The sequence below is a fragment of the Maledivibacter halophilus genome (assembly GCF_900167445.1).
Taxonomy (GTDB): domain Bacteria; phylum Bacillota; class Clostridia; order Peptostreptococcales; family Caminicellaceae; genus Maledivibacter; species Maledivibacter halophilus.
The window spans coordinates 146,680-160,505 of record NZ_FUZT01000010.1 but is presented as its reverse complement, the minus strand read 5'-3'; the positions used below and the strand labels follow the sequence as shown (position 1 = coordinate 160,505).

At 29.9% G+C, this 13,826-nt stretch carries 13 protein-coding genes; 11 read left to right on the top strand and 2 right to left on the bottom strand.

Translation table 11 applies throughout. The features are described 5' to 3' along the window. Window positions 1–582, top strand: a 582-nt coding sequence (locus tag B5X81_RS18920; RefSeq protein ID WP_208985096.1) for a hypothetical protein, incomplete at its 5' end; no start/stop codon positions are given. A 156-nt stretch (window positions 583–738) separates the two neighbouring features. Here the strand turns inward: B5X81_RS18920 and B5X81_RS18915 are convergent. Then, window positions 739–1,182 carry a rhodanese-like domain-containing protein gene (locus tag B5X81_RS18915; RefSeq protein WP_079493967.1) on the bottom strand — a complete coding sequence of 148 codons (444 nt, stop codon included), beginning with the start codon at window positions 1,180–1,182 and terminating at the stop codon, window positions 739–741. A 453-nt stretch (window positions 1,183–1,635) separates the two neighbouring features. Here B5X81_RS18915 and B5X81_RS18910 point away from each other — a divergent pair, with 453 nt between their 5' ends. The 4 genes from B5X81_RS18910 to B5X81_RS18895 all read left to right on the top strand — a co-directional run bounded on the left by B5X81_RS18910 (window position 1,636) and on the right by B5X81_RS18895 (window position 4,693). Further along, entirely contained in the window at window positions 1,636–2,910 is a 1,275-nt protein-coding gene (locus tag B5X81_RS18910) for an ArsB/NhaD family transporter (protein ID WP_079493966.1), read from the top strand. Window positions 2,911–3,222: 312 nt separating this feature from the next. Beyond that, window positions 3,223–3,708: a hypothetical protein gene (locus B5X81_RS18905; RefSeq protein WP_079493964.1), complete on the top strand. Its 486-nt coding sequence runs from the start codon at window positions 3,223–3,225 to the stop codon at window positions 3,706–3,708. A gap of 58 nt (window positions 3,709–3,766) precedes the next feature. Beyond that, complete coding sequence (locus B5X81_RS18900; protein ID WP_079493963.1) at window positions 3,767–4,006, top strand: hypothetical protein; 240 nt, start codon at window positions 3,767–3,769, stop codon at window positions 4,004–4,006. 414 nt (window positions 4,007–4,420) lie between these two features. After that, entirely contained in the window at window positions 4,421–4,693 is a 273-nt protein-coding gene (locus tag B5X81_RS18895) for a metal-sensitive transcriptional regulator (RefSeq protein ID WP_079493961.1), read from the top strand. Between the two features lie 160 nt (window positions 4,694–4,853). On the opposite strand, the gene B5X81_RS18890 is transcribed toward B5X81_RS18895, so the two are convergent. Then, window positions 4,854–5,324: a DUF3189 family protein gene (locus tag B5X81_RS18890; protein ID WP_079493960.1), complete on the bottom strand. Its 471-nt coding sequence runs from the start codon at window positions 5,322–5,324 to the stop codon at window positions 4,854–4,856. Window positions 5,325–5,546: 222 nt separating this feature from the next. Between B5X81_RS18890 and B5X81_RS18885 the strand changes: the two genes are divergently transcribed. From B5X81_RS18885 to B5X81_RS18860, 6 genes are all read left to right on the top strand, one after another. Continuing rightward, window positions 5,547–7,034 carry an S-layer homology domain-containing protein gene (locus B5X81_RS18885; RefSeq protein ID WP_079493958.1) on the top strand — a complete coding sequence of 496 codons (1,488 nt, stop codon included), beginning with the start codon at window positions 5,547–5,549 and terminating at the stop codon, window positions 7,032–7,034. Window positions 7,035–7,178: 144 nt separating this feature from the next. Then, window positions 7,179–8,288, top strand: a complete 1,110-nt coding sequence (locus tag B5X81_RS18880) for a M20/M25/M40 family metallo-hydrolase (protein ID WP_079493957.1) — start codon at window positions 7,179–7,181, stop codon at window positions 8,286–8,288. A gap of 407 nt (window positions 8,289–8,695) precedes the next feature. Beyond that, window positions 8,696–11,638 carry a sigma 54-interacting transcriptional regulator gene (locus tag B5X81_RS18875; protein WP_079493955.1) on the top strand — a complete coding sequence of 981 codons (2,943 nt, stop codon included), beginning with the start codon at window positions 8,696–8,698 and terminating at the stop codon, window positions 11,636–11,638. Then, window positions 11,631–12,113, top strand: a complete 483-nt coding sequence (locus B5X81_RS18870) for a PTS sugar transporter subunit IIA (RefSeq protein WP_079493954.1) — start codon at window positions 11,631–11,633, stop codon at window positions 12,111–12,113. The genes B5X81_RS18875 and B5X81_RS18870 overlap by 8 nt, the downstream gene beginning before the upstream one ends. A gap of 1 nt (window position 12,114) precedes the next feature. Continuing rightward, window positions 12,115–12,396, top strand: coding sequence for a PTS sugar transporter subunit IIB (locus B5X81_RS18865; RefSeq protein ID WP_079493953.1), 282 nt, complete (start codon window positions 12,115–12,117; stop codon window positions 12,394–12,396). 12 nt (window positions 12,397–12,408) lie between these two features. Further along, window positions 12,409–13,671, top strand: a complete 1,263-nt coding sequence (locus B5X81_RS18860; RefSeq protein ID WP_079493951.1) for a PTS galactitol transporter subunit IIC — start codon at window positions 12,409–12,411, stop codon at window positions 13,669–13,671. Window positions 13,672–13,826 lie beyond the last annotated feature (155 nt).

Genomic DNA, 13,826 nt, shown 5'->3' with positions numbered 1-13,826 from the left:
GAGGAAATAAAGCCTCAGAAGAAAGAGGAAATAAAGCCTGAGAAGAAAGATAAAAGTAAAAAACATGATAAAAATCAATTTAGCAAAAGAACAGAAATTCATTACAAAAAATATCATAAGATGGTTTATAAATATGTAAAGGATATATTAAAGTATCATGAAAAAGTGGAGCCTTTTGAGAAAAATATTGAAGGCTATAAATGGTGGAAAATGAATTATGATAGGCAAAGCATCTATAGAGGTTTTCTTCCGTTTTTTGGTTATATATTAAGTATTTATGCCAATAATCCCTATGTTTATTACATGAATAATTGCTATAATTTAATGAATAAATATGGACACTATATTTTTGGAGTGGCTTATGATAAGGATATGGAAGTTAAATATTATGTCTATGGAGTACCTGGAAGATATGTAGCTACAGATCAACCCTGCCAAGGTATGACAGGCTTTATATCTTGGTATCCCCTTGAAGATAGGGAACCAGAAAAAGGAGATTATGGATATTGGCTCCTTCATATAGACTCTAAGACTGGAAATGCTGTATTTCCAATGAAACCAACAGTTCCACCAATGAACTGAAAATTTCAAGCATAAGAAATCTAGAATTTAGTAGAGACCATTTCAAGAAATAAAGCACACCTAATAAAGGTGTGCTTTCATTATGTAAAGCAATCTATTTTTTAACAATTTCATAGAAGTTATAATTACAAAGGTTCATCAGATGTTTTTAACTCCTTATCTAGTTAAATCATAGCTCCATTTTTCAATCCCTCCAGCAAGGACATAAACTTGGGGATAGCCATTAGAAGATAGGATTTTAGCTATTTTTGTACTTTCCTTTCCTGTATCACAGTAAACTAAATATTTTTTTTTTCTTTCCAGTAAACTGGAATAGTTTTTCTTAGCTAATTTATAAGGCATTAAAATTGCATTAGGTAAATGTCCATCTAAAAATTCTCTTTCGCTTCTTACATCTAACACAGTCAAGTTTTTATTATTGCTTATCAGTACTTGAGCCTGCTCAGGAGAAATATTTTTATATGCATATTTTAATGTTTCTGAAAAAGTTTCATTGGAGTTTGTCATAAATGTTAGTAACATAATACCAATTATCAGAATTATTAAAATTGCTAGTGCTATGTATAGATGTTTTCTCTTAATTATCAGAACTCTTAACATTAGATCACCTCTTTAAAATATATTTGAGGAAATTGCATAATTACTTCTTGTGAAAACTAACTACTATATGTATAGATTTTCCATAGCAAAACTTAATTTATGTATATCAAAATATCCAATGTTTCTGGAGATTTTTGATAGGTATAAATTAACTGTTTTATTGGAATATCTATAGTATTAAAGTTTCACATTTTTATTCGTATTACTAATATATTTTAAGCTAGGCTATTTTATTACTTTTAATTTTAAATTCATATATTGAAACAAAATAAAAAGGTAAATTTATACATGAAAAAATCGTAGAATCATCGATATTTTTAGGATGTATAAATTAAGTTTTAAGATTGGTTATCCATATATGTTAAAAGAATGTTAAAAATTAAAATAGTACTTGAAATTATATTTTAGAAGAGTATAGTAGTTATGTAAAAAATACGATAGGAGATGAAGAAAATGATACACAACCATTTACTTATAGCTATTATGATTTTTTCTCTAACTTATACAGCAATAATTTCTGAAAAAATTAATAGAACTGCCATAGCTATATTTGGAGCAGTTCTTATGATTGTTTTTCAAGTCATATCACAAGAGCATGCCTTTGGGATAATTGATTTCAATACGATAGGTTTGCTAATTGGAATGATGATGATAGTTAATATATTGAAGAGAACAGGAATATTTCAATATGTGGCTATTAAGACTGCCAAAATAGCAAAGGGAGAGCCTTGGAGGATAATAGTATCTTTTACAGTAATAACGGCAATTTCCTCAGCGCTTCTTGATAATGTTACAACGATTTTACTTATTGCTCCAGTTACATTTGTAATTACAGATACTTTAGAAATGAATCCTATACCATTTCTTATTCCAGAAATATTATCTGCCAATATTGGGGGAACAGCCACATTAATTGGTGACCCGCCTAATATTATGATTGGAGGAGCAACGGGACTGGGATTTATGGATTTTATTATAAATTTGGCTCCCGTGGTTTTAGTAATTTTTATAATTACTATATTATTGCTTAAAGTTATTTATAAAAGCTCATTAAAAGTTAATGAAGAAAATAAAAGAAAAGTTTTTGATCTTGATGAAACTAAAACAATTAAAGACAGATTATTGTTGGTTAAAAGTTTAATAGTTTTAGGTCTAACAATAATAGGCTTTGCAATACATCAATTTATTGGCTTAGAATCAGCGACTGTTGCATTATTTGGAGGAACTTTTCTATTATTAATTAGTAAAATAGACCCTGAAGAAGTCCTAATTGAAATAGAATGGACTACTATATTCTTTTTTATAGGATTGTTTGTATTGGTAGGATCGTTAGAAGAAGTTGGAGTCATAAAACTTTTAGCTGAAAAGTTGGTAGATTTTACAAAAGGAGATTTAGTTATGACTACCATGCTAATATTATGGCTCTCAGCAATAGCGTCTTCATTTTTAGATAATATTCCTTTTGTTGCCACAATGATACCACTTATAAAAAATCTTGCAGCTATTTCAGCAATAAAGGTTACGCCACTATGGTGGGCTTTGGCCTTGGGAGCATGTTTAGGAGGAAATGGAACCTTAGTTGGAGCTTCAGCCAATGTTATTGTGGGTGGAATGCTTCAAAAACAAGGTCATAAATTAAGCTTTGTGAATTATATGAAGGTTGGATTTCCTTTAATGGTAATTTCAATAATTATTTCTACTATATATTTAATGATATTTTATATATAGATGAGGAAATTGCATAATGTATTTAGTATACTTCAGCAGATTATAAAGCTATAGATATTCCAGTAAAATAGTTAATTTATACATCTCAAAAATCCTTAGAAATGCTGGATATTTTGATACGTATAAATTAAATTTTACTATGGGAAATCTATATATATAGTAGATAGGTTTTGCTGAAGGTAATTATGTAATTTGATCAGATAAATATCATTTTTCATATATGTTTCAAGAAAAGACAATTTTTAAAGGTTTTACTAAGAGACTTTTCTTTATCCATTTTACTGATTTAATTAAAAACTTGGGGGTGCTATTATGAGAAAGTATAGTTATATTAATTCAGAAGCAAGTCAACATGATATGAAGCTTATTCAACTAGGAGCTAAGGTTGAACAAATAAACGGAAAGATGTGTTATGTTAAGTTTGATATAAAGGGATATGAATTAGCATATGTATATAACATTAACAAAAAGGGCAAATATTTTCTAGAGCGGATTAAGCCATACCCTCTGCCTATGAAAGAATTTACAAAGGAATCCCATGTAATTGACATTATTAAAATAGATTTAGAGCAATTTAAGAGTGCAATTAATAGTAAAAATATTAACTCATTTGTTGCTATAAGCTCTGAGCTTAATAAAACTATTAAGCAATTTGAAGATTTATTTCTATATTATAATGTTCCTAAAATAGAAACACAAATTATTTTAGGTAAAATAAGTGAAATACAAAAAGAAATCGGACATACCAAAGAAAATAGTGAGAGAATTTATTTTTCAAAGGAACCAGATAATCTATAATAATATAATTAAAACTCTGTAATTAATATATAATATACGATGAAAGAAGGTTGATTTTTTGATAAAAATAAATAAAGATATGGTTTTAGTAATTTTTCTCATAGTAATTATTGGAATTACATGTATAAATAATAAAGATAATATAAAGAAAATAGATATTGCACAGGATCTCTTATTAGAAGAAGCCAAATTTTATGGAGTTGATATTAATATAGATGAAAAAGCCAAGAATACAGATTTAAAGAATTATATATCTATTGAAGAAGCTAGGTTCTGGGGAGTTAGTCAAGCGTTTTAGAGCACGTTTAGTGCTCTTCTTTGTTTATAAAATAAAAATTTTGGAAAAATTTATTTTTCTATTGACAGGCTATTAACAAAAAGTATAAAATAGCATAAATACCCCACCCCCCTAAGGGGATAAAGAGTTGAAGGAGAGATAAAATATGTTTTCAAAAGAAGATATTATATACGATGTTTTAATAGAGAATAAAGAAATAGAAAAGATATTTAAAGAATTTGGCATAAGATGTTTTGGTTGAGGTGGAGCATTGTTTAAGAGCATTGGTAATGCTTGTGAAATATATAATGTGAATTGTGATGAATTATTGAATGAAATCAATAAGAAAAGATGAAATTGATAAAAAATCAAACCAAATTTATTTTAAGGCATCTATACTGAAGACTTAAAGTATTGTAAGAAGGAGCTGGTAGTTTGGCAGTTCAAGATTCTAAAAAGAAAATCATAAACAGATTAAGAACATTAAAGGGGCATATTTCAGGTATAGAAAAAATGATAGAAGATGGTAAAGAATGTGAAGAAATATTGATTCAAATAGCAGCTATAAAATCTTCAATCCATAAAATAGGAACCATTATAGTAGAAGAACATGCTCTAGAATGCTTATTAAAAGAAGAAACGGATGAGCCTATGGATAAAGAAAAGGTCAAGAAAGTAATAAAGACACTGATAAATTATGCTAAATAGAATATTTGTAAATTAACTTATTGTGCTAATTCCTATATCGAGAGTTTCAATATTTCTTTTTCGTTCATGTAATAAACCTGTTTTTTTATATAACTTTTAATGGAAAAACAGGTTTATAAAAATCACTCAAATGAAATATTAAAACTCCCTAAGTTATATTTTAGGACAAAAAATTTGATGATATTTTTAGTTTGGTTTTAGTCACTAAATCTACAATGTTACCATATGTTTTTGTTATCCCGTAGGCTACAATCGGTCTTCCGAAGGTAACCATTTTTAATTTTCTGGAACTACCTCCTCCTAATTTCATTATAAAATTTACTGAAGGGGAGGTGTCTACTAACATTATTTCCCTTTCATCAATACCTATCATACTTGGGATTGACATTAAAGCATTTGTAATAGGGTGTTCATAATATAATCTGCTTAATGTATACACTTTGTTTTTATATTCATCAATTCCATGAAAAATCAGTCTTCCCCTTTGATTTTTTCTTAATTTATCGAACATAGGAACTTCAATTATTTCTTTTGCAGAAGGAATTCTATCGATTGGAAGCTTATTTAGATGAATATAAGAAGCTACTACCGAAGAATGGCTCCCTCCAATATCATGATATATAACATGCATTAAAATACCTCCATAATTAAGTTAATGTTAAACTTCAATATAGATTTTCCATAATTTCTTTATTCCTTATTTTTTCTTAAATAATAAAAACTATACCGACTTTTCAATCTTTAAATTTGTTGCTCTTTAAATTCTTAACTATAAATGATATAATTTTAGCAAAAGTATCTTGTTTTTGAATACAGTAGTTTGAGAAGCAAAAAAATATAGGAGGAATAAAATATGAAAAAAAGAGCTATTTTATTATTGGCTATGATTATGATAATGTCTATGTCAATAATGTCTTTTGCAAATGAAGCACAATTTACCAAAATAGAATTTATAAAAGAGGTACTTGATGCTGAAGAGGTAGAAATTAACGAATTGAAAGAAAGTAATTATGAAGGCGTTGTAAGTGAAGAATATTTGCCTTACATAGAAGCTGCATATGAAAAAGATATTATTTTAAAGGATGAAGAATTTGATCCTAATAGTTCAATAACTAAAGAAGAAGCCATTATAATACTTGTAAAGGTTTTTGGAGAAAGAACAAGGGTAGAGGATATAACTGAAGAGACTGTACATAAAGAAATTGATTTTATAGATAAGGAAGCAGTAAGTACTTCAGCTGAAAAAAATATTGCATATGCTTTAAAGAATGATATTATTAAGAAAAATAGAGGAGCTTTTTATCCAGTAATGCCTTTAGACCAAAAGATGTCTAAGGAAATGATTGATTATGCTAAAGAAGCCCATGAAAAATACTTTACCCGTAATGGACTATCGGCAGATGATATTTTAGAAATGGCCAATGAAAATTTAAAAGAGCAAAAAACATTTAAAGCAAATGGCAAAATGGACGTAGATATGAAAATGTCTATAGAAGGGCTGCCAGAGGATATAAAAGAGCAAGAAGCATTGACCGATGACCAGATGAATATGAAAATGAATATGGAATTTGATATTCAAACTGAAAATCCAGATAGGTCATATGTGAAACAAGTTCTAAAAACAAATGCTGATGGAGTTGAAACAGAAGAGACTACAGAAGGGTTTATAGATGGAAATACAATGTATCAGAAGATGTCTTTGAGTGGAGATAAATGGATTAAAACTGATATAAGCTCAATACAAAGTCAGATACAGTCACTGCAGGGTAATGATCCCCAGAATATTGTTGAAGTATCCGATAAAGAGCTTATGTTTTATAAGAACTATGCAAGCTATGGTGAAAATGAAAAAATAGATGGCAAAGAATACTATGTAATTAATGTAGATATTGATAAAGAAGCATATAAAAAATTCATGAAGGATTATATGGGGGAAATCATGAATGCTTCAATTGATTTATCACTGCAGCAGCAAAGTGAAATAGATAATTTACAAGAAGATGCAGCTGAAATGGATATGGTAAAAGAAGGCGTAAAGCAAATGATTGATGATATGGATATGGAAATGAGTAGTAAATACTACATTAATAAGAAAACAATGAATTACGAAAAGGTAGATACAGATGCTACAATGTATATGAATATGGATAAATTTATGGAACTCATTGCTCAAATGGCTGAGAAAGATGAAGCTATTGATTTATCTAATGTTAAGATGAATATGGTTTATAATATGAAAGGTCAGTTTAACTATTATGATTTAGGTGAAGAAGTAATCTTCCCAGAAATAACTGAGGATGATATATTTAAAATGGAAGATAAAAAGCTTGAGCAAAACTAGATTATTACAATATATTATAAAGACGGCAATGGCCGTCTTTAATTTTTTAAAATATTAATAGAAATTTATTATTTTTTTTATATTAAGAATAGTATAATAGAGATAGTGGTAAAATCAAGAAAAAAATTTTTTGGAGGTTTTATAATGGTTAATCGAGACAGAATAGTAAAGGAATTTATGGAGTATGTTCAAATTGACAGCCTTACAAGACAAGAGGCAGATTTTGCAAAATTCATAAAAGGAGAGCTTGAAAAGCTTGGACTAGAAGTTACAGTTGACAATGCTGGTGAAAAAATAGGGTCCAATGCCAACAACATTATATCTACTCTAAAAGGAGACAAAGATGTAGAGCCAGTTATGTTATGTTGTCATATGGATACTGTAACGCCTGGAGAGGGAATAAAGCCTGTTATAAAGGATGACGTAATTTATAGTGATGGAACTACTATTTTAGGCGGAGATAATAAAGCAGGTATAGCGGCAATAATAGAGGCGTTAAAAGTTATTAAGGAGGAAAACATTTCCCATGGAGATATAGAAGTAGTATTTACTATAGCGGAAGAAGGAGGACTTAATGGTTCTAAAAATCTTGACTATTCAAAGATAAAATCTAAGCGTGCATTTGTTTTGGACAGTGGCGGTTCTCCAGGACAAATAATAGTTAGAGGCCCGGCCCAAGATAAAATAGATGTTAAAATAAAAGGAACACCGGCCCATGCTGGAGTTTGTCCTGAAGAAGGTATAAGTGCTATTCAGGTTGCATCATCTGCCATTAATAGAATGAACCTTTTAAGAATAGATGAAGACACTACAGCAAATATAGGTATAATAAATGGTGGAAAGGCAACTAATATTGTGTGCCCTGAGGTAGAAATAAAGGCAGAAGCTAGAAGCTTGAGCGATGAAAAACTAGACAAGCAAACAGCCCATATGGTAGAATGCTTTAAAAAAGCTGCTGAAGAATTCAAAGCAGAGGCAGAAATAGAAACTTCCAGAGCCTATGGTGCATTTTTAGTAGATGAAAATGAAGAGATTGTTGAAATTGCTAAAAAAGCTTGTGCAAATATTGGTTTAGAAGCCTTTACAGCTTCAACAGGAGGAGGCAGTGATACAAATATTCTTAATGTAAATGGTATAAAGGCTATTAACCTTGGTATAGGTGAAAAGAAGGCCCATACTTTAGAAGAACATTTAGAAATTAAAGATCTAGTAAATACAGCTAAATTGGTATTAGAAATAATAAAAACAGCTTAATATTGAGCAATAACAAGGGACAGTTTCTAGTTACAATATATGTGATTAGAAGCTGTCCTTTGTAATTTTTTTGAAATTAAGATAAATATCAACATAAAGAAGTTCTAATAATGGGTTGTAAAGAAGCAACTCATTTTTTAGTTGCAAAAAAATATAGAATAGTTACCTTATCAGCCAAAGGACTAATGGGATTTTTTATTGGCGGCAATGGTAAGTAAAGTGGCTTTAAATAGTAAAGAAAATGACTGAAAACGTAAAAAAAATTGAAAAAGGTAAAAAAATCGAAATATTTATTATTTTTTAAAGCATAAAAAGTAGTGATGAAATAGGCTTTTTAATACTAATAGAAAGAAATTAACCAATGCTTGGCATAAACTTTGCGAAAATATATTGCAGGAGGGGTAAATGTGAAGGAGCAAATAAAGGATATTATTCTTAAGGAGGATATAAAACAACCATATACTGATAAAGAATTGAGTGAAAAGCTTTTAGTTAGTAGAGAATATATAACTTCCCTTAGAAATGAATTAAAGATTTTTGATTCAAGGGAAAGGAGAAAACAGTATATATGTAAAGAAATAGTTGAAATTTTGAAAAGCAATGAAAATATATCCTATCGGGAATTAACAAGGATAATAAATAAAAAAGGATATAATGTGTCACGGTATTTGATTACCAAGTATATGAATGAAATTATTAAGAATAATGATGAAATATCAAAAAATTTACCCAGTACAAAAGACAGTATAGGAAACAAAATAGATGAGAAAGCAGAGGATATGAAAGGGGCGTTTAACAAACTAATAGGTTATCGTGGAAGTTTAGAAATGCAAATAAAACAAGTGAAGGCAGCAGTGCTGTATCCTCCCAATGGTCTTCACTGTTTGATTTTGGGAGAAACGGGAGTAGGGAAAAGTGAGCTGGCCGAAGCTATGTATAAATTTGCCATTGAAAGTAAAAGACTGTCAAAGGATTCTCCTTTTATTGTTTTTAACTGTGCTGATTATGCTGAAAATTCCCAACTGTTAATTTCTCATTTGTTTGGAAATGTAAAGGGAGCATATACAGGGGCAGTAAATGATAAAAAAGGTCTTGTAGAACAAGCCAATGGTGGAATATTATTTTTGGATGAAGTACATAGATTGGCACCAGAGGGGCAAGAAATACTATTTCAGCTTATTGACAAAGGACGATTTAGAAGATTAGGAGAAACTGAAGCTTCAAGAGGAGCCAATGTATTACTTATTGCTGCTACTACAGAAAATGTTGAATCGACGCTTTTGGCGACATTTAGAAGACGTATTCCAATGGTAATTCAAATTCCTTCATTGAAAGAGCGGCCTTTAAAGGAAAGATTACAGTTAATTAAAATTTTTTTTGGCTATGAGTCAACGAGGATGAATGCTCCAATACATGTTACCTTAGATGTTATAAGAGCTTTTCTCCTATATGAATGCTTTGGAAATATTGGACAATTAAAAAGTGATATACAAGTGGCTTGTGCAAAGAGCTTTTTACCATATGTTATGGGAAAAGAAGAGGTTGTTAATATAAATATTTCTGATCTTAATACCCATGTAAAAAAAGGCCTAATAAAAATAAACACTAAAAGAAATGAAATAGACAAGATTGTATGGGAAGACTTCTATTTTAGTCCTGATCAGTACAGGAATCCTATTAAAGCCGATGAAAGCATATATGGTTTTTCAAAGGAGCTTTATAGTTATATTGAAAAGGCATATATAGGCTATCGAAAACAAGGACTTGATATCGACGAAATTAACAGTCGTATCGGTAATGAAATAGAAAGAAGATTGAAAAATGTTATAAAGCATGTCAAGAATAGTTTAATGCCCCTTTCTCCAGAAGAGATATCAAATATAGTTGGAGATGAAATTACATTTTTAGTAAAACAAATATTGAAAATTGCAGAAAAAAGATTGGGAAAAATGGACTCTACCATATTTTATTGTTTAGCAATTCATTTAAATACTACTTTTAATCGGATAAAACAAGGAGGAGAAATTATAAATACAAACTTAGAAAAGATTAAAAGAGATTATAAAGAAGAATATAATGTGGCTTTAGAAATAGTGGCATATATAAAGAATTATTACGGTCTTAACCTACCCGAAGATGAAATTGGATTCATAGCTTTATATCTTCGTGGAAATAAGATAGAAGAAGAAAAAGAAAAGAAAGTAGGGGTAGTTGTTATCACCCACGGTAATGTTAGTATTGGAATGCTGGAAATAGCCAATAAGCTATTAAATACAAATCATGGTAAGGCTGTAGTTATGACATTGGAGGAAAATCCACATGAGGTCCTGAAAAAAGTTACTTCTGTAGTAAAAGCTGTCGATGAGGGAAAAGGCGTTTTAATGCTGGTAGATATGGGCTCTCTTCTGACCTTTGGAGAAATAATTTATCAAAGAACAGACATAAAAATAGAAACTATTGATCGTGTAGATACTGTTATGGTCATAGAAGCTATTAGACGAAGTATCCTGCCAGGTTCAAATTTAAAAGATGTGGTATATGCAATAGAGAACTTAAATTACTCATTCAATAAAATAAGAGTAAAAAATAGATTACTAAGAAAAGAGAAAGCAATGATTGTAATATGCTTAACTGGTGAAGGAATAGCTCTTCATTGTAGAAGGCAGCTTCGAAAATCTTTTGGAAAGAAGCTTAAGGATGTAGAGCTAATTCATATGGGATTTATCGGGAGAAGAGATTTCTATAAAAAAATGCAAGAAACAATGGAAAAATATGAAATTGTTGCAATTATAGGAAGTATTAATCCCAAATATCCAGGTATACCTTTTATATCCTTAGAAGAACTGTATAGTAATTATGGAGAAAAACAAATATTAAGCCTTTTAGAAAATGGTAATAAATGCAATTTTATAAAATCATTTAAGGGCTTAGTTCCTAATATTGTAAAAGAGTCAAAGATTATTGTTAATTCTAATGAAAAAACTAAAGAAGAGTTATTAAAAAGTATATGCAATATTTTAGCTGAAGAAGGCTATGTAAAAAAAGGATATTATGAGGCTGTAATTGAGAGAGAAAAAATGACAAGCTATGTTATAAATCAAGAAGTTGCCCTGCCCCATGCAGATAGTAGGTATATTAATAAATCAGTTATCGTTATTGTAAAGTTAAAAAATCCAATTCTATGGGATAAAGAGCAAAAAGTGTCATTGATATGCTTGCTGGCGGTGGATACAAATGAAAAGGATGCTATAAGGTATCTCTATAATAAATTCAAAAATAAAAGAGTTGTAAATTTACTTAAAAAAGCAAAAGAAGCAGAAGAAATAGAGGAGGCACTGATAAATGAATGATATATATTTTAATGAAGAATTAATTTTAAAGGATATAGAGGGAAAGAGTAATGAAGAAATTTTAAAATATATGGCAAATAATTTATACCATAGGGGATTTGTTAAAGAAAGCTATGTTGAAGCTGTTATTGAAAGGGAAAGAAACTTTTCCACTGGACTGCCAACAAAAAGCTATTCCGTTGCAATTCCCCACACAGATATTGAACATGTTAAAAAAGCTGCTATTAGTGTTGGTGTTCTCAAGAGCTGTATTGACTTTGGAATAATGGGAGAAGAAAGCACTACTACTCCTGTAAAGATAGTATTTATGCTGGCAATGAATACAAAACATTCTCAGCTTGATTTGCTAAAAAAATTAATGAAAATATTTCAGGATGAGGATGTACTACAATATTTAATTACTGAAAAAAGTAAAACAAATATTAAAAATTTATTAAAAAATAAATTAAATTTAGCTTTAAAGGGAGGTGAATAGGATGAAAAAAACTATTTTGGTAGCTTGTGGAACTGGTATTGCAACTTCTACTATTGTAAATGACGAAGTTGAAAAAATATGCAAAGAAAATGGTATAGATGCAAAGGTAATTCAATGCAAGATTACAGAGGTTCCAGGATATGCTGAAAGTGCAGATTTACTAGTTACCACTACAATTGTAAAGAAAAAATATGACTTTCCAGTAATCAATGCAAGGGCATTTTTAACTGGAATAGGACTAGATGATGTAAGAAAACAGATTTTAGAAGAATTAAAAAAATAGGAGGATTTAATTATGAAGGACATGGTTGAACTTTTACAATCATTTTTAGGATTAGGCCCTACAGTAATATTACCAGTGGCTATATTTTTACTAGGATTGTTTTTTGGTCAAAAACCAAGTAAAGCTTTTCGATCAGGGCTGACTATTGGAGTAGGCTTTGTAGGTATATTTTTAGTAGTTGATTTACTTGTTACAAATCTTGGCCCCGCTGCCCATGGAATGGTAGAAAGATTTGGAATAGGATTAAATGTTATAGATATTGGATGGCCAGGCTCTGCCAGTATATCATGGGCTTCTCCAATAGCAGCATTTGTTATTCCTGTAGGACTATTAGTTAATGTTATTATGCTCTTAACAAAAACAACAAAAACTATGAATATTGATATTTGGAATTTTTGGCATTTTACTTTTACAGGAGCATTTGTATATTCCCTATCAGGTAGTATTGTTCAGGGGCTACTTGCAGCAGTTATTTTTGAAATTATTGTTTTAAAAATTGCAGACTGGACTGCACCGATGTTGGAAAACTATTTTGAATTACCAGGAGTTTCTGTGCCAACTGGAAGTACAGTATCCTATGCCCCCTTAGGTATTCCCCTTGTAAAACTAATACAAAAAATTCCTGTAATTAAGGATTTAAATGCTGATCCGGAAACTATACAAAAAAGATTTGGAGTATTTGGAGAACCAATTTTTATGGGAGTTATATTAGGAGCTATATTAGGTCTATTGGCAGGATATAAACCAGGTGAAATAATACAGGTTGGAATGTCAATGGGCGGTGTTATGGTTTTGATGCCTAAGATGGTAAAGATTCTTATGGAAGGATTGATGCCTATTTCAAAATCTGCTCGAGAATTTTTAAGTAAAAGATTTGGAGATAGAGATATTTATATAGGCTTAGATGCTGCGGTGGCAATAGGACATCCATCAGTTATTGCAACAGCTTTGATATTAGTACCTATTACTGTTGCCTTAGCCGTAATATTGCCGGGAAATAATGTTCTTCCCTTTGGAGATTTAGCCACTATTCCATTTATTGTAGCTTTTATTGTAGGGGCTGCAAGGGGGAATATAGTCCATTCAGTAATTGCTGGAACAATAGTAATAGCAATGTCGTTGTATATGGCAACAGATGTGGCAGCATTCCATACACAGATGGCAATAGATGCAAAATTCAATATGCCTGAAGGTGCAAGCATGATTTCAAGTATAGATCAAGGTGGAAATTTAATCAATTATGTAATTTATAAAATATTTGGAATTTTCAATTAAAATCCATATAGGCTCAAATATAATGTATATAATTTAGAAAAGTTCAGCTAACATACTTGCCCACTAAAACTCGTATGTTAGCCAACTTTAAAGATAAATATTATATCTTCAAAAAATATTATCATATGTAGAATTAATAATGTCAATAGGAAACT